Below are 19,655 nucleotides of genomic sequence, written 5' to 3' on the forward strand. Positions count from 1 at the left end.
TGCCACCGCCACCACCACTTCAAGGACGTAGTCATGAATGCAACACCCGCACAGGCAGTTCTCGCCATCCGGGATCTGGTGATCGAGTTCGATGCCGACGGTTCCCGTGGCTCGTCGACAACTGTGGTCGACCACGTCAACCTCGAATTGGGTTTCGGTGAGATATTGGCGTTGGTCGGCGAGTCCGGATCCGGTAAGTCGTTGACCGCACGCGCTGTTCTCGGGTTGTTACCGGACGGCGCGCAGGCCCGCGGGTTGATCCAACTCGGTGGCCAACAGGTGCTCGGTGCCGACGAGGCGACGCTCAATCAATTGCGGGGGACTCGGGCCGCGATGGTTTTCCAGGAGCCTCAGACTGCACTGAATCCAGTGCAGAAGGTGGGTTGGCAGATCGCGCAGGCGCTGCGGGCACACGGCAAGATCTCGCGTGCCGACGCCAGAGTTCGCGCAATCGATCTTCTACGGATGGTGGAGATTCCGGAACCGGAGCGTCGGGTCGACTGGTATCCGCATCAACTCTCGGGTGGACAGAAGCAGCGGGTTGTCATCGCGCTGGCGTTGTCGGGTTCTCCTGATTTACTCATCGCCGACGAACCGACTACTGCGCTCGACGTCACCGTGCAGGCCGAGATTCTGCAACTCCTGCGTAATCTGCGTGATCGTTCGGGCACTGCAATACTGCTCATCACACACAACATGGGTGTCGTTGCGGACATCGCAGATCGCGTGCTGGTGATGCGATCGGGCAGGGTCGTCGAGCAGCAGTCCGTTTTCGATCTCTTTGCGACGCCGCGTGAGTCGTACACACAGGCTTTGCTTGCGGCCGTGCCACGTCTGCCGGAGGCCGACCAGCCGAAGCCTGTGGTTGCTCTGATCGATAGCGAAGGCGACGCGCAAGTCCCGCCGATCCTGCGGTTCGACGCGGCCTCCATCGTGTACCCGGCGAGGCTGGGCAACAAAGAGTTTCGTGCGGTCGATCAGGTGAGCCTGACGGTTCAGGCCGGCGAGGTTGTCGGACTGGTCGGTGAATCGGGATCAGGGAAGACAACTCTCGGCCGGGCCGCGCTCGGTGTTATCAGGGCCAGTAGTGGCATCGTTGCTTTCGACGGAACCGATCTCGGAAAGATCTCCGCCGCGAATCTTCGGGGCCTCCGCAAGGGAATGGCCTTGATTCATCAGGACCCTGCGGCATCTCTCGATCCGCGTCGGACGGTCGGACAAAGCGTCGGCGAGCCACTCGAAGTCCATCGCTTTGCCACCGGAGCCCTGCTGCGAAACCGGGTGGGGGAGTTACTCGAATCAGTTCGCCTACCGAAGTCTTTTGCTCACCGGGCACCAGGAGAACTTTCCGGTGGTCAACGCCAGCGTGTTGCGCTGGCCCGAGCACTTGCCCTCGGACCGAGACTGCTGGTGGCCGATGAGCCGACCAGCGCTCTGGATGTTTCCGTCCAAGCCGATGTTCTATCACTCTTTGCCGATCTCAGGGAGGAATACAACTTCGCATGTCTGTTCATCAGCCACGATCTTGCAGTCGTCAATCAGGTAGCCGACCGGGTAGCGGTACTTCGCAGCGGGGAGTTGGTCGAAGAGGGCCCCGCTGCAGAGGTATTCAGCTCGCCACGCCAGGACTACACACAACAGTTGGTTGCCGCGGTGCCTGTTCCAGATCCGCGTCGTCAGCGCGCCGGGCGGGAACGGGAATCACTGGTTCCCGACCTGACTGTTGCCGTTTGACCCGTCTCGACATCAAACAGCATTACCACCACCTCAACCTTTTGCAGACTCATAGGAGCTTGACATGTCCATCACCGAACTCGAACGCGTCACTCAGACCCCGGAGCAGATCTACGCTGCCGGCGGAATCACTGTCCACAAGGTCGGTGAGCTGATCGGCGCCCGCATCGACGGCGTACACCTCTCTGGGGATCTGTCCGAAGAGACCGCCTACGCGATCAACTATGCGCTGGCAGCGCACAAGGTTGTGTTCTTCCGTGGGCAGCAGCATCTCGACGACACGTCGCAGTACGAATTCGCCGGAACCCTCGGCAGCCAGACCACCACGCATCCCACTCTCAAGTCCAAGGACAACAAGCTGTTGGTGCTCGACGGCGCTGCCAGCAGCTGGCACACCGACGTCACTTTCATCGATCGCATCCCGAAGGCATCGATCCTGCGCGCGACCACAATTCCCGAGTACGGCGGAGCCACCACGTGGGCGTCTACCACGGCTGCGTACAACCAACTGCCGCATTCGCTCAAGGTATTGGTCGAGAATCTGCGCGCTGTCCACACCAATGCATACGACTACGCCGAGATTATCGACAAGGTGAAGCAAGGCGACGCTCAGCGCGTGACGAACTACTCCGAATTCACTCGCGAAATCTAGGAGACGGAGCATCCGGTGGTTCGGGTCCATCCTGCGACAGGGGAGAAGACTCTGCTTCTCGGTCACTTCGTCAAGGAGTTCGTCGGACTGAAGCCGTCGGAGTCGGTTGCTCTCTACCAGCTTCTGCAGGCACGAATCATCAAGTTGGAAAACACCGTTCGGTGGTCATGGGCTCCCGGTGATCTGGCGATCTGGGACAACCAGGCAACCCAGCATTACGGGATTTCCGATTACGGGACACAGGCGCGCAGCGTGCATCGCGTGACGTTGGCCGGTGACGTTCCCGTCGATGTCCACGGTGAGCAGAGCCGCATCATCAAGGGCGATGCATCCGAGTTCTCGATCGTTGCAGACATCGACCGGCTTCCCGGCTTTGCCGCGAACTGATCAGTCCTGCTGCGGGTGATCCGGCGGGAACATCTGTCCCCATGAGTGATTGCATGCTCGGCACGTCCATTCCGGGGTGTCCGGTCCCACGACGCAGCCTGTTCCGGCGAGCCACGGTAGGTGATCGAATGGATGGACCGGCATCCCCGGGGAACACTGAGCGGTTCTGTGTGCACCGCAGAGTGGGCACGGTGGATTTTTCGCCAGCATGTAGTCGATGAAGTTGGTGTGCCCGGACGTGGCCATCCTTCCGGTGCATTTGCGGCACAGGACGGCTGGGTAGTCGTCACCAGGTTCAGCCTGCCTGAAGATCCGTGATGCGGAATGAAAGTGAAGGCGATCGCCGCTGTTGAACTTTCGCAACGGCATCGGTGAGCTGCAACCTGTGCAGTTGCCCCGCTCGTTCATCAACGTTCGGGCGTGGGCAGCGGTGGACGTCGGATCCAGCGTGTCGATGTCGCCGAAGTAGTGCGCATAGTGTGACTGGCCGGCCGTGAGAATTTGGTCGGCCAGTGCGTCGTCGACCGGCCCTGGATCCGTGGGAAACGTGATGGACCATCGTTGTTCGAGTTCTGGAACGGTGGGCATACCGTGGAGTTCGTACGGGCGTTCATCGACTTCCATCCGCGACGTGCCGTCGAAGGGCGCAGCCACGGTCTCGATGCAGAGCAGCGTGCGAGGAGTGGTGTCGAGAACAGTGATCAGCAGGTCGCCGATGGCCATCTTTCCGCGCATGATCCAGGGATCGACACGGGCACGGGGTTCGAGAAACGCGACCACGGCATCGAGCCACGGCGTGCCGAGTGCGATGAATACGTGCTGACCGGAGCTCCGCGTGATCATCGAACGATTCTCGCAAGGGCTGCCGACAACGTCAGGCTTTGACCACCTTGCGCCCGAGCAGCGATGCAACCAGTCCGTCGACGAAGGTCGCCTGACGGCCGAGAGGATCGGAATCCGCTCCCACAACGCTGCCGATCGAAATCGATCTCGTCAGGCCGGTCTCGCTGATGAATTCGGCGGCGAGGTGCGCTTCTCGGAATGTGAGGCCGCCCAGATGCGTCGTGTCGTCGACGCCGAGAACGCGCCCGTCGATGATGTCCAGGTCGAAGTGGACGTGGACGCCGTTCACACCCTGACCCGCCGCGGCGAGGACGCGAGGCATCAAGGCCGCCATGCCATGGCGATCGATCTCGTCGATCGTCACCAGCAATACTCCGTACTCGTCGAGTGCGCGCTTGTGATCGACCGTGGCGTTCTTGACGCCCACCAAGACGGTGTTCTCCAAACTGGGGCCGTGCAGATCCGCCGCCGACGACAGCAATTGTTCGATATCGCCGTGGGAGGCGAAAATAATTGCACCCAAATCAGTTCCGGGTTCGGTGGCGATCGGAATTTTGGTGTTCTGCCAGGCCTCGGCAGTGAGCCACAGCGGCAACGTCGTGAGATCCGCGGCGGCGTTCTCTCCTTGAATGCAGCTGAAACCGATTCCGGACATGTCCTCGCGCAGACCGTGATCGAGGAGATGGCTTGCCAGCCCGCTAGTTTCGAGGTCGATCAATTCGACGGTCGCATTGGCATCGATCGGTTCGGTGCCCAGGACGTAGCGCTTTTCGACGTAGGGCGATGTCATCGCCATCAAGAGCGCGCCGTAATCGATCGTGAAGTCGACGGTGCCACCCAGTCGGTATTCGTCGCCTGTTTCTCCGGCGTCGACGAGGAGGTGATCGCTACTGGCGCTGATCACCTTCAGGCGCGGATCGATCGGGGTCAAGCCTTCCGGCGAGATGTCTTCGCGGCCGATGGACAAGATCAGGCGTCGGCTCGGCTTGTCCTCGTTGTCGAAGACGGGGCGTCGGCCGAATGCGTCTTCCCCTGAGACTCCATACGGCCGCGACGGCTTGACCTTGGCCTCGATGATGTCCGCGGTGAGAGTGAAGGCATCGTTGTTCAGCAGTTCGTACAGTCCGGGGGGAGTAGGTGATTCGGCCAAAACGATGCTGGCGCCCAAACGCAGATGGTTGATCCCCTCGGGCATCGTGCCCGTCTCGAGTAGTGGCAGCGAGAACGTATTGCCGCCGGAAACGATCGGCAGTTCGATCGAGAACCGCTTCGTGATTTCGTCGGCTAGGTAGACCAGATTCGACAGGTTGTCGACGGTCGGTTGGATGCCACCGACACACGCGAGGTTCGCGCCGATTCCGATCAGTCTGATGCCCTCGATGGGAAGGATTTCAGCGACTACGTCCAACGCCTCCGCCGGCAGGATCCCTTCGCGGAGATCTCCGAGGTCGATCATCAGCACGATGTCGTGGACGACGCCTCGCGTTTGTGCTGCTCTGCCCAGCGCAGCAATCGTCGTCAACTCGGAGTTGAGGCTGATGTCCGCGTAGCGGATCGTGTCGTCGATCTCGTTGAGCGACGGTGCGCGGATCAGCATCAGGGGAACGGTGATGCCGTCGCGGCGAATGCGGGCCAGGTTGTCCAGACGGGAGTCGGCGATCTGCGCGACGCCGCCGCGGACCATTGCTCGTGCCACTTTGGGGGAGCCGCACGTAGATTTGCTGACACCGGCCACCGATATACCGTGAGCGCTGGACGCCTCGACGAGGACGCGCGCATTCTGTTCGATACGACGCAGGTCGACGGTGATGGTCGGTCCGGTCATGATCTCCCCGTTTTCTCCGAAGGCGGTTCACGATCCGGGCATTCCAGACCGGACGGTTGGCGTGAGCTGGGCAACTTTGCTCCAGCTGTTGTGTCACAGGACACTTACGTGCAGTATAAGGATACAACAGTTTCCTACCAGGCACTCTAGAGGAGCGTCGATGGCTACTCTCGTCAAACACGTACTTCGGCGCAAGCCGGCTTTGCAGATAGACCAGGAGACCGGCGCAGATACCAACGGCGGTGAGCTGACCCGCAGTATCGGTTTGGCGCAGTTGTCCATGTTCGGCATCGGCGCCACGATCGGCACCGGTATTTTCTTCGTCCTCTCGCAGGCGGTCCCGGTCGCCGGTCCGGCAGTGATCATCTCCTTCGTTGTTGCCGGTATCGTCGCGGGACTCACGGCGATTTGTTACGCGGAGTTGGCCGGAGCTGTCCCGGCGTCGGGCTCGTCGTATTCCTACGCGTACGCGACGCTCGGAGAGCTTCCGGCCATGGCCGTCGGCGCGTGTCTGCTTCTCGAGTACGGAGTCTCGGCCGCGGCGGTGTCCGTCGGATGGTCGCAATACTTGAACCAGCTGCTTGGCAACCTCTTCGGGTTCCAGATCCCCGACGCGTTGTCACAAGCGCCGGAGCAGGGCGGCATCATCAATCTGCCCGCAGTGATCCTGGTGTGCCTGTGCGGTGTTCTGCTCATCCGCGGCGCCAGTGAATCGGCCAAGGCCAACGCCATCATGGTCTCGATCAAGCTCGCAATTCTGTTGCTCTTCATCGTGGTCGGCATCGCCGGATGGAACAGCAATCACTTCGCCGACTTCGCACCGTTCGGATTCAGTGGCGTCATGTCCGCCGCCGGAATCATCTTCTTCTCGTACATCGGCCTCGACGCTGTGTCCACTGCCGGCGAAGAAGTGAAGAACCCTCGTCGCAATCTCCCTCTCGCGATCCTCATTGCGCTCGTGTCCGTCACCGCGATCTACATCGCCGTTGTCGCCGTGGCGATCGGTGCACAGGATTCCGCATCGTTCGAAGGTCAGGAAGCCGGGCTGTCCGCCATCCTCGAACAGGTGACCGGGTCTACCTGGCCGGGAACACTTCTGGCCGCCGGTGCGGTGATCTCGATCTGCAGCGTCACGCTCGTGGTCATCTATGGTCAGACCCGCATCCTGTTCGCGATGTCACGCGACGGCATGATTCCGTCGATCTTCCACAAGGTGAACCCGCGGACTCTGACGCCGGTGCCCAACACCATCATCGTCTGCGTCGTCATCAGCATTCTGGCCGGTTTCATTCCCATCAACTTCCTCGCCGAAATGACCAGTATCGGAACCCTGGTGGCCTTCCTCGTGGTCTCGATCGGAGTCATCATCCTGCGGCGCAGTGACCCGGACCTGCCGCGCAGCTTCAAAGTTCCCGGCTATCCGGTGACGCCGATCCTCTCGATCCTGGGCTGCCTGTGGATCATCAAGGACCTCCGAACCGTCACGATCTACGTGTTCCTCATCTGGGTGACCGTCGCGATCATCTGGTACTTCGCCTACGGTATGAAGCACTCGCGCCTCGGTGCGAAGAACCGCGCCGAATTGGGATCGGAGTCCGAGTCATGACGCTGCTCGCGGGATACGCACCCGACGGTGACAGTTCCGGAACCGTCCATCTTGCAACGCTGTTGGCGCGCTCGTCCGGTGAACCGCTGGTGATCTGCGCGGTGATTCCCTCGCCGCCACCGCCCGGAATGGCGCGTGTCGACGCCGAATACCACCAGCAGTTGCGAGCCGAAGCCGAAGCGGCGCTGGCGAAAGCGCGGGCAGACATGCCCTCCGACGTCGACGTGACCTATGTCGTACATGAGGCTCAGTCGACGTCGAGTGGCCTGCTCGATCTCGTTCACGAGCACGAAGCCAAGATGATCGTCCTGGATTCGTCCACAGCCGGGGTGTTCGGTCACGTCGCTCTCGGCAGTGTCACCTCACGCTTGCTGCACAGCTCCGACGTTCCGGTCGCGCTGGCGCCGAGGGGATTTCGAACCAAGCCCGGTGAGGTGGTCCGCCGCGTCACTGCCGCATACTCGGGCACACCCGATCAGGACGATCTGGTGCTCGCCGCCGCGACTGTGGCTGCGCGTGTCGATGCCGGACTCAGATTGGCGGCGTTTGCAGTTCGTGCGAACGCGCAGTACACGACCACGCTCGGGACCGAGGGGGATTCGCCGATCATCTCCGAGTGGGCCGAGGTGGTCGAGCGTGAGACCAACGCTGCCTTCGAGCGCGTGCGTGCACTGCCCGAAATACCCGACGTCATGGAATCGGTTATCAGCCATGGTCGTAACTGGGCCGAGGCGCTCGAGGGCGTCGAGTGGGATCGAGGTGACGTTCTGACAGTCGGCTCGAGCAAGGCAGGTCCACTGGCCCGGGTCTTCCTCGGCAGTCGGGCGGCGAAGATCGTGCGGTACTCACCGGTTCCGGTGGTGGTGGTCCCGCGATCGGCGTCGACCCGAATAGTCGATCAGGCCGAAGCGGAATAGCGATCAGGGCCGACGAGCGGAGTGCTTGTCGGCCCTGATCTTTCAGATGGAGCGAGCGAAGAGCGCGGGCTCGGAGCCGGGAACCTGAGAGACCTGCTCTCGGGCAACCAGATGGCGAAGGTGAGCTGCACCTTCGGACAACGCCATCGTCTTTCCCATCGGTGAGATCTCGGCCCACGGCTTGTACCACTTCATCTTTGCCGCGACGTCCCACACGGTGAGCTTGTCGTCGGCGAACTCCTGGAGCAGATGATCGAGTCGCTCCTGGTGATGCTCGATCAACTCGCCGGCGCGACCTCCGACGTCGTCGATCGGAATGCCGTGAGCGCCGAGACCGCGGGTGATGTTCATGTTCTGCACCCGTGCGAGCGAGTCGAGGAAATCGGCGAGGGCGTCACGCTCGTCGAGGGGGTACACGAAGTTGCCGACGTGCGGTGTTGTCTTCTGCAGGACGTGGTCGCCGGTGAACATGACGTCGGCGTCGTCGAGGTAGAAGCAGACGTGGCCAGGCGTGTGGCCGGGGGTGTAGACAACGCGGAGGCCGCGGCCGGTGAGCGCGATGATCTCGTCGTCGGCGAGAAGGCGGTCCGGAGCGGACTCGGGGCCCACCGGAGACTCACCCGCGGCAGCCAGTCGGAAGGCATCACGGTCAGCTGCGGGCGCTCCGGCACGTTCCATGTTGTCGAGCTGGTACGCCATCCACTCCTCATTACGCGCAGTGGCCATCTGATCGAACAGGTAGTGGTCGTCCTCGTGCATGGCGATCCAGGCGCCGGATGCCTCGCGGACCCGTCCGCACAGTCCGGTGTGGTCCGGATGGAAGTGCGTGACCACAACGCCCTCGATGTCGGTCACCGAATGCCCGATCTCGGCGAGCCCTGCGTTTAGGCCCTGCCAGCCGTTGTCGTCACCCCAACCAGCGTCGACCAAGATCAGTCCGCCGGGGGATTCCATGGCGTAGACGAGCGTGTGCCCGAGCGGGTTGTCCGTGATTGGGACAGGAATCTGAAATATGCCATCACCGATGGCTGCCGCACCGTTCATATCAAGTACCTCTTAACGATAAGGGAACGCACTCTTAGTACTTCATGTTTACCGTGCGCTCGATTGGTCGGTGACACAGGTCCTGCCTGGCGGGAGTTCGGCATGTTTTCGGTCGACTTCGGATCGGTGAGAGTTTTATCGACTGAATGGTCTCATTGAGGCGAAAAATGTTGCTGAATAGAGTGTTTCGCGAGTTCGTTGCGTTGGGCGCGTCCTCGGATGGCAGATCCGTCGAGCCGCCGCGCACTAGCCTCCGAGGGACAGGCGCGCTGTGCGGTTATCGAGAAAGACGGGTCATGCGTTTTCAGGTTCTGGACATCATTTTCAATCCACCCCATCCAGTGACCGGCGAGGAAGTTGCCCCGTCCGATCGGCTCAACCGCGTCGTCGAACTGGCGGTTCTCGCCGAAGAACTGGGTATCGATTCGTTCTCGGTGGGTGAGCGCCATGCCGGGCCGGTTCTTTCGTCGGCGCCAACCGTCGTTTTGGGGGCGATTGCGCAGGCCACGGACAGAATCCTGCTGTCGACGGGTGTCACCGTCCTGTCGCTACTCGACCCGATTCGAGTCGCCGAAGATTTCGGAACCATCGATCAGCTGAGCCGGGGACGCCTCGAGATCGTGATCGGCAAGGGCAACGAGGTCCTTCAGTACCCGCTCCTCGGGTTGGATATCGCCAAGCAGTACGAATACCTGGCCGAGAACTACGAACTCCTCAAACTGCTGATCAGCGAGGAAAACGTCAAGTGGGTGGGGACTCACCGACCATCGCTCGAGGGCGCGACGACGCTACCGCGTCCCTACGACGGACCGTTCCGTATCTGGCATGGATCGGCTACCTCGTTCGAGGCCGTCGAACTCGCGGCGAAGTGGGGCGACCCCATCGTCACCGCCAACGCCTTCCAGCCTCGTGAGAACTACAAAGTGCTGATCGACCACTACCGCGAGCAGTACCTGGCGTACGGGCACGACCCGTCCAAGGCGTACGTCGGATCGGGTTCGGGCGGATTGTTCCTCGCCGATACCACCGAGCAGGCCATCGAAGAGTTCCGTCCGATCTACGAGGGCGCCGTTGCACAAGCTGACAAACGCAAGCACGACCCCAAAGCGGTCGGAAAGTCGACGAGCTTCCGGACGATCGAGGAAGCCGTCGACCGCGGGCCGGCGTTGGTCGGGTCTTCGGAGCGAGTCGCCGAGAAGATCCTCGATTACCACCAGAGCTACGGCCACGATTTCCAATCGGTGTCGGTCAATCATGTGCTCGACTTCGAGCAGCAGAAGGACACTCTGCGCCGCTTTGCCGAGGAGGTCATCCCGCTGGTGAAGGCCGAACTGTCGACGACGCTGTGGACGTCGGTCGACAAAGATCGGGCGAAGGGTTTCACCGCCGTCGACTGAGCGGAGAAGTCTGACTGTCGGGTAAGCAGGTCCGGCGCTGCGACCGCTCACAAGCTGCAGTAACTTGTTACCGACATCGCGGTCGGTTTTGACTGCAATGAAGGTATCCGTGAGTGGGAGTAGTGCGTTGACGTTGGGTGTGAACTCGCTTCCCGCGAACGAGCTGAGTCAGACGCTGTGGGTCGATCTGTTTCCTTGGTTGGACGACTACGTATCCGATCGTGCTGCGCTGCTCGAGCCGCTGTCCCCGTCGCCTGATTGGTGGTTCAGCGAAGCGCCGTCGTTCACTGTTCTCGAGGTCGATCTCGAGAAGGTTCTCTCCGAGCTGGCGTCCCTCTACATCGCTCACCACGCGGCAGCGGTATTACAAGAGAGCTTTCCGCTCCTTGGTGAAGATCTCCCGCTGGAGGTGTTGAGTCTCGATACTCGCGCAGTGACGGCGTTGTCACGGCTCACCACCGACAAAGCAATCGGCGGTCTACTGACGCACACGACCGCTGAGATCTTCGGCGTGCGCGGAACTAGCGAACAGACGGTGCACGACATAGTGCTCAACCTGTTGGTCTGTGCGGTCATGACGACTCCGCTCGCCCGCGTCGAGACCGCTGAGGAAGCAGTTGCCCCACCCGCGATCACAGCGCTGCTCGACGATCTCGCTCAGCTGGCAATGTGGCGACGGGTCCGAGGCCAGGACAGCAGACCACTCGTCACCGTCGAGATCGACGATGAATCTCCGGCCTCGATTCAGGAAGTTGCCGCCCGGATCTCGGCTCTGACGCCGAACGACTTGCCCGACACCGACCGTACTGACGCGATGGACGAGATCGACAATCTCTTCTCGCAGCTGGATGAGCGGGAGTCGTTGGTGTTGTGTGAGCGGATCGTGGCGCGAGTTCCGCAGCGCAGGGGAGCGATCGGAGCCAAGCTCGGTGTGGGCTCGGGGCGAGTCGGGCAGATCGAGGCCGACGTGAAAGTCAAACTCAACGCGGCGTGCGGATTCGGGACGGCGGTGGGGAACCTGCTTGCCAGCCTGCGCGTCGAGATTCAGCCGGTAGCTTCGCTTGATCGCCTCCTCGACGTGCATCCGAGCATCGCGGCGGAGGTGCCTGGTTACGGAGTTCCGCTGTGGTTGGTTCTGGACCGTCTCGACGACTACTTCGAGGTGACTGACGGTTGGGCTGCCGCTCCGGGCGTCGCGGAGGCCAAGAAACGCACTCAGACCTTGCTGGAAGACTTTGAGTCCCCCAACGGTGTGGTTGCACTCGACGACGTCGCCGAAGTGGTGTCGATGTCACGCGGCGAACTGGAGAAGTGGCTTGCGTGGTGCGGCGTTGTCGTTGTGGCGGAGTCTGCGCTGACGCGTGCGCGTCGGATCTCCGATCTGGCAGTCGGCGCGCTCGAAGCCGTCGGATCGCCGAAGTCCGTCGTCGAGCTTGTGGAGTTGCTGAAGTCCGATCGCAGTGACCGGTCGATCGAGCGCGCGCTCGAGGCCGACGATCGCGTGGCGCTCGACGGCGCAGTGTGGCGGCTGCACGCCTGGGGAAGTGCGGATTCCGTTGGGGAGGAATCGCTTTCTTCGGGAGAGGCTGAAGGAACCAGTGAGTTCAACATTGGTGGTGACGGGATCGTCCGGCGCAAGCGGACACGTAACACTGCGAAGACGCCAGAGTTGACTCGCCGCCTGTACCGGTCAGGTAGTACGTGGCGGTATCGACTGACCGTGACCTCCGATCATCTACGGGGTTCCGGGTTTGCGGTGCCCGCCGGTGTTGCGGTCGCTGCGGGCTGTGTGCGCGGCGAGACCATCGAGTTGGAGAGCCACCTCGGCGTTCAAGCAGTTCGGTGGACCGGAGCGCAGCCGACGTTCGGCACTATCCGCCGATTCCTGCGTGAACTCTCCGCTGTCGAGGGCGAAGACGTGCTGCTCGAGCTGTGGCAAGACGGAACCTTCCGCGTGGTTCGACCGGCGATCGTCCACTCTGACATCGACCCACTACGTCAGGCACTCGCAGAGGTTGGCAATCGCGAGCCATTGCGAACTGCCGAGAGACATGTGGTGCGGATCCTTGCCGAAGCCGTGTGTCTGGACGGCGAAGACCGTCCACGAAAGATACTGCGCGCGTACGAAGATCGTGGTGAGGACGTGATTCTGGACTTCTTGGAGGCGGCGTGGAGGCGCGGCGAATCATCCGAAATCGACGAGGCAGACGGTAAGGATGCATCTCATGACTGACGTCGCGGGCACCCGCATAGTGGGCACCAAGATCCTTGCGGCGGACGAGTCCCTCGCCGGCGCCATTGGCTTGCACCACACCATCGCGACAGCGCTCGCCGATCTGATCGACAACAGCCTCGACGCCGCGGCCTCCCACGTGCTGATCAGGTTCGTTCAGGACGGCACACGGATCGTGTCGATGATGGTGATCGACAACGGTTCCGGCATGGACAGTGACACCATCGATGCTGCGATGACCTACGGCCGTCGACGCGACTATGCCGCCGAGGACCTGGGTCATTTCGGTGTGGGGATGAAGGCAGCGTCGTTGAGTCAGGCTCGTTTGCTACGAGTGTGGTCTCGAAAGTCGGGCCACCCGACGCAGGGCCGCGAGATCGACTCCGCCTCAGTGCAGGGGCGTCAGTCAGTTTCGGTGATCGAGGACCGGCAAGCCGCCGAATTCTTCGACGCAGTCACGCCTCGCTTTCCGTTCGACACCGGAACTGTTGTCGAATGGCGCGGCATCACAACCTTTCTCATGTCCGCACACGCGGACGAGCAGACCAGCTGGCTCGAACAGACCATCAACGACGTGCGCAGTCATCTCGGCGTCGTATTTCACCGTCTCATCGAATCCGGCCGGATTGCTCTGACTGTCGATGTCTTCGACGTCGAAGCGGGACGCGCTGGCGCGCTGCGCAAGGTCAGCGCCATCGACCCGTTCCGGTATCCGCGCACCGGTGACCTCAACTACCCTCGGACACTTACCGTGTCGATCGCCGGTGCCACAGTAACCGCCGAAGCTCACGTGTGGCCCGCTCGGAGTAATGCACCGGAATTCCGTATCCACGGCGCCCCCGGCCGCGACCAGCAGGGGCTCTACTTCTATCGGCACGATCGACTCCTGCAGATCGGTGGATGGAACGCGATAGTGCGGGGCCGACCGGATTACGGATTGGCACGAATTGCCGTCGATCTGAACGATTCTCTGCTGCAGCACATCACAATCAATCCCGAGAAATCGGGGGTGACGCTTGATGCCACTGTGTCGGCTGCCGTCGACGGGGCCGTCTTCACGGAGGGGAACGGTGGATTCCGCTCGTATTTGAGCGACGCCGAGCGCGCGGTGCGGGCAGCCCGAAGTTCTGCACCTCGGCCGATCAGCGTCATCGAGCCGGCATCCGGCTTTCCGGAAGACGTGCTCGATTCCTTCAGCGACGCCTTCGAATTCAGTGTCGGCGATGATCCTGTTGCCGTGGGTTGGCGAGCTTTGGCGCGTGATCAGTTCTTCGAAGTCGACCTCAAGACTCGTACTTTGTGGATCAATGCGCGTTTTCGGCGTGATCTGCTCGGACGCCGCAGCCTTGACCCGGCTGATGCTCCGGTGCTCAAGACTCTTGTCTTCCTGTTGGTGAGTGAGATGTTCGAAGGAACGAGAATCGGCGCTCGTCAGAGGGAAAAGTTGCAGGCGTGGCAGGAAGTGTTGATTTCCGCAGTGGCAGCGCACCGGGAGCAGGTAGTGCAGTGAGTGATGAAGTATTCCGTGCGGTTGCACGTGAACTCGGTGACGGGTTTCCGCCCGAGAACGTGCTCTACCCGGTCAACGCGCGCCTGCGAGCGAGCTATCCGGATGGCCTGACCATCGCGGACGTCATCGATGTGTTCCTCGACGACAGTGCGGTCGGTGTACGAACGGCGCTCACCTCGCGTCTGCGGCAGTGGGATGCGGAAAGTGTTGAGACATGGGTAGGTTCGACTACCCCGCAGAGCCCGGAACGGCGAGCTCGGATCTACGACCTGTTGGGACTGCCGGTAGACGCGCACGCCGAGATGGATGCGCGCTTCCCTCGCGAAGGTGGGCCCGTTGTCATTGCGGCTCAGCAGCCGTGGGACCCCTGGTACACCTCCGAGCGCCGGCGCGAGCACGACTTCTATTGGCGGGCTTACAAGCGAGTTCTAGCCGACAAGAACTGGGACGAAGCAACAATCGGAAAGCTGGACATCGCAACGACCGAGGTTGTGCATCGACTCGCCGACCCAACCAGGCCGGAGCCGTATCAGTCCAAAGGTTTGGTGGTCGGCTACGTCCAGAGCGGAAAGACGGCGAATTTCAGTGGCGTAGTAGCCAAGGCGATCGACGCTGGGTACCGCTTGGTCATCGTTCTGACAGGCACGATCGAGATTCTCCGGAGCCAGACTCAGCGACGCCTCGACATGGAATTGGTCGGTCGTCAAAACATCAGTGCCGGTGTGGACGACGACTACGCCAACGACGAGGACTGGCGGGACGGGAACTTTCTCGAACACGAAATCGATCCGAACAAGACGAACGAAATCCCGGCTATCCGTCGGCTCACCACCTCGACCTTTGACTACAAGAGTCTGCTCGCGGGCTTGAGCGCACTGCACTTCGAAACCGTGGATCACTCTCTTCCACTCAATGATCCGAAGAATCTGTACCCGAGCAATATTCGTATCGCGGTCGTGAAGAAGAACGTCTCCAGCCTCAAGAAGCTGGTGGCCGATCTGAAGAAAGTCCCGACCGAGCTCGATCAGATCCCTGCCCTGATCATCGACGACGAAGCCGATCAGGCATCGGTGAACACGATCGATCCGAAGAAGATGAAAACCGAGCAGATCGAGCGGACGGCGATCAACGGTCAGATCGCTGAGATCCTCGGTCTACTCAAGCGTGCCCAGTACATCGGTTACACCGCAACACCTTTTGCCAATGTGTTTGTCGATCCGGAGGACAGCGTCAACGTCTTTCCTTCGGACTTCATCGTCAGTCTCGAGCGGCCCGGCCCATACATGGGTGGTGCGGACTTCCACGATCTCGACGATCTCGAAGACGACGACAAGACTCCGGCCAATTCGAACCAGAAAGCGTACGTACGGGATCTCCGGGCCGAGTGCGACGAGGATCGTTCTGCCGAGCAACTGCGGGCCCTCGACTCGTTTGTCCTGACCGGGGCGATCAAGCTTTTCCGGGAATCGAAGGGCGCCAAGCAGTATCGGCACCACACGATGTTGGTGCACGAATCGGTGAAGCAGGCCGAGCACGACGCTGTGGCCAATGATTTCAAGGCCTTGTGGAAGTCGGCGGGGTACAGCCAGGCTAAGAGTCTCTCGAGGCTGGAAAAGCTCTGGGCCGGGGACTTTGCTGTGGTGAGTGCTGCGCGTGGTAGCGAGTTGGCTAATCCCAGCTCGTTCGGTGAGCTGGAGGAGTTCATCGGCGCCGCCTACGACAAGATTTCCGAGGGAACCAGCCCCGTCATCGTGGTCAACGGGGCGGCCGAGAAGGACTACAAACAGGATTCCCTCGACTTCCAGGAACGGGGAGTATGGAAGATCCTTGTCGGCGGAACAAAGCTGAGTCGCGGCTTCACAGTCGAGGGCCTGACCATCACTTATTACACGCGTCGCACGGGCCAAGCTGACACGTTGATGCAGATGGGACGCTGGTTCGGATTCCGCCCCGGGTACCGAGACTTGGTGCGCCTGTTCATCGGCCGCACGGTTGGCGGACCCGCCGGCGCGGACTACGACATGTACAAGGCGTTCGAGGCGATCGTTCGGGATGAGCAGGAGTTCCGGAACGAGCTCACCAGGTTCAGCGGCGTGAACGAGAAGGGCGAACCGTGGGTCACTCCACGCGATGTGCCGCCGATGGTGTTTCAGCAGCTGCCGTGGCTCAGACCAACGGCTCGAAACAAGATGTTCAACGCCGATCTGGTTTATCGAGGCATGGGTGGTGAAAGTTTCAGCTTCACGATGCAGCCCCCGCGAGGCGACGGTTCGATCAACGCTCGGCACTTCGAGGCGGTTACACCATTGTTGAAGTCGTTGGACGAAACAGGGTCCTTCAATTTCGTTGACAAGGATGACGTTTCGCGATCGTTCACTGCGCGATACGGCATCGTGCCTGCCCATGTGGTGTTGGAGGCCGTCGACCAGTTCGAGTGGGCGAACGGGTGGGATTTCGGTCCCCACCGCGAAGCGCTCTCGACCGCAATCGAATCCGGATTGCTCGAAGACTTCGCAGTTCTGCTTCCGTACCCCAAGACCCGGGAGCCGATCGAGATCAAGGGTTGGCACGAGAAACTTCCGATCGTCAATCGCAAACGCCAGGAACGCGAGTACCGAACAGGTTTCACCGGTACGGCCGTTCGTGAGCGCGATGCGATCGAGCACATTGCGGGCAGCCCGAAGAAGAACGGCGGACCGCTTGCGGGTGCTCTTCATCGGAAGACTCGCGGTGCATTGATTCTGGTATTTGCGAACGATCCGGCTCCTCGTCAGTTGAAACGGGCACAGGCTGGTCCCGTGGACTCGCGCGATTTTGCGACGTTGTTCTCGTACGCGCTTCCGCACGCGGCGGAGCCGTTGGGGCGAATCGGTTTTCGGGTGAAGCAGTCAGGGACAGGGGCGATCGTCGATGCGAACTAGGTGTGTTGTGGTGGGAGACAGGAATGGGTTCTGATGGCTAAGACGATTGCGACGATCAACCTCAAGGGCGGCGTCGGTAAGACGACGATCACCGCGGGGTTGGCCGAGTTCATGTCGCTCGAATTCGGTCAGCGCGTGCTGTTGATCGACCTCGACGCGCAGATCAATCTGACGACGATGATGATCAGTGAGGATCACTGGCTCGAACTCAACAAGCAAGGGCTGACCAGCGCAACCATTTTCCGTGACGCCGTCGATGGCACGTCGAACTTCGATCTCGAAGCCTCGATTCAGCGCGGAGTCTCGCCGGTCAAGCGAGTGACGGGTGTGGATCTGCTTCCCTCATCTCTCGATTTGATCGAGCTGCAGGAGGAGATCAGTGCCCTTCGGGTTGCTGATCGGAACTCCACCAAGCCGGTTGAATTGTTGAGGGATGCCGTCGCACCGGTGATGCCGTACTACGACTACGTCCTGATCGATTGCCCGCCGAATCTCGGGCCGATCACACTCAACGGATTGGCAATGGCAGACGGCTACGTGATCCCTACGATCCCGGATGTGCTCTCCACGTACGGCATTCCGCAGATCCAGACGCACATCGCGAAGTTCGGCAAAGAACTCGGCCGTGAACTCTTCGAACTCGGGTTGGTGATCACCAAGTACAAGTCCAACTCGGCGGTGCACCGCACGACTGTGCGAAATCTTCGACGCGATCCCAACGTTCCTCACGTCCTGCCGGAGTATCTCGCGGAGTCGAATCAGATTGCCGCGTCGGCGGAGTTTCACCCGTACAGCACTTTGAAGGTGAAGTACGGCAACGCAGGTCAGTTCGATCAGATGCGTGCGATCACGCAGAACATTCTCACGGAAGCGCAGGCGAAGCTATGAGTGCGGGTATCGATGAAGCGCGTCGTCGGGTGCAGGTGCAGGAAACCGGTGCAGCGCTCCTGAAACTGGGAGCAACCAACGCCTCAGCATCGGTGTTGCTGGCCAAGCTCGTTCAGGTCGTGGCGGAGGAAGCCGCCCGCACTCCGCGTTTTGCGAAGGCAATCGAAGAGGCTTTTGCGGTTCCATCGGATGGAGCGACGGTTGCGTTGCCTGCTGCTGTGCCGGCGCCGCGTCGTCGTGCTGCTGCCCCGAAGGTGAAACGGGAGCCGGGGGCTTTCGACCCGTTCGAGGTCTTCAAGGCGGACGGGGAAGCGGTTCTGCTGGAGCGTCTTTCAGCTCTCGATGCGGACGGTATCAAGGACATCATCGCGGAGCAGGAGATCGACACGCACAAGGAGACGGGTCGCAAGCGCAAGGTGGATGTGCTTGCGATCTGGACTGTCGAGCGCGTGAAGGCACTGACCTCGAAGGGGAGTGCGTTCCGGTAGGGGCCTGCGGCCCAGTGCGCCGTTGTGGTCCTTGGGGCCGCCAGATTGGCACACGCGTTCGCCGGAATCCTTCATCGGTGGATGGCGATCCCCCACGAGTGGCTTCGAACGATTCCGCGCGGCGCCGGCTAGTGTGTGAACTTGCGGGTTGGACACTTACCAGGAAGGCGCAAAGTGGCACCTTCGGTAATCTCCGAGTTTCTTGATCCGTCGCCCGCCGCGCTGGCGGCGCAATGGAAATCGGTACTCGCACGCGAGGAGGTACCGAAGGGAAGCCGACAGGTGCCGTTCGTTCCGAGCGAGGTCGTGTTGTCGCTCTGTGCATCGCTGTTGGTTGACCATCGCCGGTTCGGTAGCTCTTCTGCACATCGTGCGGGAATGCCGGTCCAGCATTTTGCGAGTTTGTTCAAGCGTCGGCCCACGAGCTTTATCGCAAAGATGGCGAACCTGGATGGAACACGTAGTCATGGCGGGCGACATGAGGTCGAAGTCGCGTCGTTGATGCTTTCGGACAGCGTGTTGATGCAGGACGTATACCTTCGAATTCTGCGATCGGCGCGTTCCCACGGAATTGACGAACACGCGTTGCCAGACTTCCTCGAATTGGAAAACGGCGAAACGCTGTGGTTGGCGGGACAAGAAGAGTTAGTCCAAAGTGAGATCGAGAGATCCTTGGAGCAGTCGCTCGAAAAGTGGTCTAGCGAGCGTAACGATATTCCCATCGCGACCACTCAGCGATTGCTGACCTCCAGAGTTCGGATCGGCCAGCATCGGTTCGCCGCTGGCGTACTCAGCAATCACGAGCACCGTTGCGTGTTCTGTGGCCTTAGCGCGAACATCGGTGGCCGACGCCGGCCGCGCCTCCTTACTGCAAGCCATATCAAGCCCTGGCGAGACAGCACTGACAAAGAGCGACTTGACCGTCGCAACGGCTTCACCGCGTGTCCGACACATGACATTGCCTTCGATACGGGGCTCATCACCGTCGACGAGGACTTGAACCTCCATTACGCGCCCGGCGTCGAGAGCGATATGGAGATCGAAAGCCCGCTTCGCGCCGCACTCGGGAAGCCACCTCTGAGAGATCGATTGATCTTGCCGGACAAGGCGGAGCGTCCGGACGTTGTCTATCTGGACTGGCACCGCACGCAGATCTATGTCGCTTCGTGACAAACGCCAGCGGGCGCTCTGCGGAACTGATCGAAGAGGG

At 61.1% G+C, this 19,655-nt stretch carries 13 protein-coding genes and 1 pseudogene; 11 read left to right on the plus strand and 3 right to left on the minus strand.

Going from position 1 to position 19,655, the window contains the following annotated elements:
- The first annotated feature begins 33 nt into the window (after positions 1 to 33).
- Positions 34 to 1,734 carry a dipeptide ABC transporter ATP-binding protein gene (locus H351_RS12820; RefSeq protein ID WP_029255768.1) on the plus strand — a complete coding sequence of 567 codons (1,701 nt, stop codon included), beginning with the start codon at positions 34 to 36 and terminating at the stop codon, positions 1,732 to 1,734.
- 64 nt (positions 1,735 to 1,798) lie between these two features.
- Positions 1,799 to 2,773: pseudogene (locus H351_RS12825) on the plus strand (TauD/TfdA dioxygenase family protein).
- Here the strand turns inward: H351_RS12825 and H351_RS12830 are convergent.
- Positions 2,774 to 3,616 carry a hypothetical protein gene (locus H351_RS12830; protein WP_029255767.1) on the minus strand — a complete coding sequence of 281 codons (843 nt, stop codon included), beginning with the start codon at positions 3,614 to 3,616 and terminating at the stop codon, positions 2,774 to 2,776.
- A gap of 31 nt (positions 3,617 to 3,647) precedes the next feature.
- Positions 3,648 to 5,441, minus strand: coding sequence for an alanine racemase (locus H351_RS12835; protein WP_029255766.1), 1,794 nt, complete (start codon positions 5,439 to 5,441; stop codon positions 3,648 to 3,650).
- Between the two features lie 160 nt (positions 5,442 to 5,601).
- Between H351_RS12835 and H351_RS12840 the strand changes: the two genes are divergently transcribed.
- Both H351_RS12840 and H351_RS12845 read left to right on the plus strand, forming a co-directional pair.
- Positions 5,602 to 7,047, plus strand: coding sequence for an amino acid permease (locus H351_RS12840; protein WP_029255765.1), 1,446 nt, complete (start codon positions 5,602 to 5,604; stop codon positions 7,045 to 7,047).
- The gene (locus tag H351_RS12845) at positions 7,044 to 7,964 is read left to right on the plus strand and encodes a universal stress protein (RefSeq protein WP_003940649.1); all 921 of its coding nucleotides are present in this window, start codon (positions 7,044 to 7,046) and stop codon (positions 7,962 to 7,964) included. Before H351_RS12840 ends, H351_RS12845 begins: the two co-directional genes overlap by 4 nt.
- A 42-nt stretch (positions 7,965 to 8,006) precedes the next feature.
- Here the strand turns inward: H351_RS12845 and H351_RS12850 are convergent, their stop codons facing one another.
- Entirely contained in the window at positions 8,007 to 9,008 is a 1,002-nt protein-coding gene (locus tag H351_RS12850; RefSeq protein ID WP_029255764.1) for an MBL fold metallo-hydrolase, read from the minus strand.
- Between the two features lie 296 nt (positions 9,009 to 9,304).
- Between H351_RS12850 and H351_RS12855 the strand changes: the two genes are divergently transcribed.
- The 7 genes from H351_RS12855 to H351_RS12885 all read left to right on the plus strand — a co-directional run bounded on the left by H351_RS12855 (position 9,305) and on the right by H351_RS12885 (position 19,615).
- Complete coding sequence (locus H351_RS12855; protein ID WP_029255763.1) at positions 9,305 to 10,405, plus strand: LLM class flavin-dependent oxidoreductase; 1,101 nt, start codon at positions 9,305 to 9,307, stop codon at positions 10,403 to 10,405.
- A 109-nt stretch (positions 10,406 to 10,514) separates the two neighbouring features.
- Positions 10,515 to 12,638: a hypothetical protein gene (locus tag H351_RS12860; protein ID WP_244891485.1), complete on the plus strand. Its 2,124-nt coding sequence runs from the start codon at positions 10,515 to 10,517 to the stop codon at positions 12,636 to 12,638.
- Positions 12,631 to 14,148: an ATP-binding protein gene (locus H351_RS12865; protein ID WP_029255761.1), complete on the plus strand. Its 1,518-nt coding sequence runs from the start codon at positions 12,631 to 12,633 to the stop codon at positions 14,146 to 14,148. The genes H351_RS12860 and H351_RS12865 overlap by 8 nt, the downstream gene beginning before the upstream one ends.
- A complete protein-coding gene (locus tag H351_RS12870; RefSeq protein WP_019749268.1) occupies positions 14,145 to 17,069 on the plus strand; it encodes a Z1 domain-containing protein in 2,925 nt (974 codons plus the stop codon). Before H351_RS12865 ends, H351_RS12870 begins: the two co-directional genes overlap by 4 nt.
- A gap of 33 nt (positions 17,070 to 17,102) precedes the next feature.
- Entirely contained in the window at positions 17,103 to 17,957 is an 855-nt protein-coding gene (locus H351_RS12875; RefSeq protein ID WP_003940667.1) for a ParA family protein, read from the plus strand.
- Positions 17,954 to 18,445, plus strand: a complete 492-nt coding sequence (locus tag H351_RS12880) for a hypothetical protein (protein ID WP_029255760.1) — start codon at positions 17,954 to 17,956, stop codon at positions 18,443 to 18,445. The genes H351_RS12875 and H351_RS12880 overlap by 4 nt, the downstream gene beginning before the upstream one ends.
- A 378-nt stretch (positions 18,446 to 18,823) precedes the next feature.
- Positions 18,824 to 19,615, plus strand: coding sequence for an HNH endonuclease (locus H351_RS12885; protein ID WP_244891486.1), 792 nt, complete (start codon positions 18,824 to 18,826; stop codon positions 19,613 to 19,615).
- The last annotated feature ends 40 nt before the right edge of the window (positions 19,616 to 19,655 follow it).

It is taken from the genome of Rhodococcus erythropolis R138, assembly GCF_000696675.2.
Taxonomy (GTDB): Bacteria; Actinomycetota; Actinomycetes; order Mycobacteriales; family Mycobacteriaceae; genus Rhodococcus_F; species Rhodococcus_F erythropolis.

Excerpts from the sequence above, each read along its gene's own strand:
- H351_RS12830 (WP_029255767.1), bottom strand. The coding sequence starts at position 3,616 with ATGATCACGCGGAGCTCCGGTCAGCACGTATTCATCGCACTCGGCACG.
- H351_RS12855 (WP_029255763.1), top strand. The coding sequence starts at position 9,305 with ATGCGTTTTCAGGTTCTGGACATCATTTTCAATCCACCCCATCCAGTG.
- H351_RS12835 (WP_029255766.1), bottom strand. The coding sequence starts at position 5,441 with ATGACCGGACCGACCATCACCGTCGACCTGCGTCGTATCGAACAGAAT.
- H351_RS12885 (WP_244891486.1), top strand. The coding sequence starts at position 18,824 with ATGCCGGTCCAGCATTTTGCGAGTTTGTTCAAGCGTCGGCCCACGAGC.
- H351_RS12845 (WP_003940649.1), top strand. The coding sequence starts at position 7,044 with ATGACGCTGCTCGCGGGATACGCACCCGACGGTGACAGTTCCGGAACC.
- H351_RS12820 (WP_029255768.1), top strand. The coding sequence starts at position 34 with ATGAATGCAACACCCGCACAGGCAGTTCTCGCCATCCGGGATCTGGTG.
- H351_RS12880 (WP_029255760.1), top strand. The coding sequence starts at position 17,954 with ATGAGTGCGGGTATCGATGAAGCGCGTCGTCGGGTGCAGGTGCAGGAA.
- H351_RS12875 (WP_003940667.1), top strand. The coding sequence starts at position 17,103 with ATGGCTAAGACGATTGCGACGATCAACCTCAAGGGCGGCGTCGGTAAG.
- H351_RS12850 (WP_029255764.1), bottom strand. The coding sequence starts at position 9,008 with ATGAACGGTGCGGCAGCCATCGGTGATGGCATATTTCAGATTCCTGTC.
- H351_RS12840 (WP_029255765.1), top strand. The coding sequence starts at position 5,602 with ATGGCTACTCTCGTCAAACACGTACTTCGGCGCAAGCCGGCTTTGCAG.
- H351_RS12865 (WP_029255761.1), top strand. The coding sequence starts at position 12,631 with ATGACTGACGTCGCGGGCACCCGCATAGTGGGCACCAAGATCCTTGCG.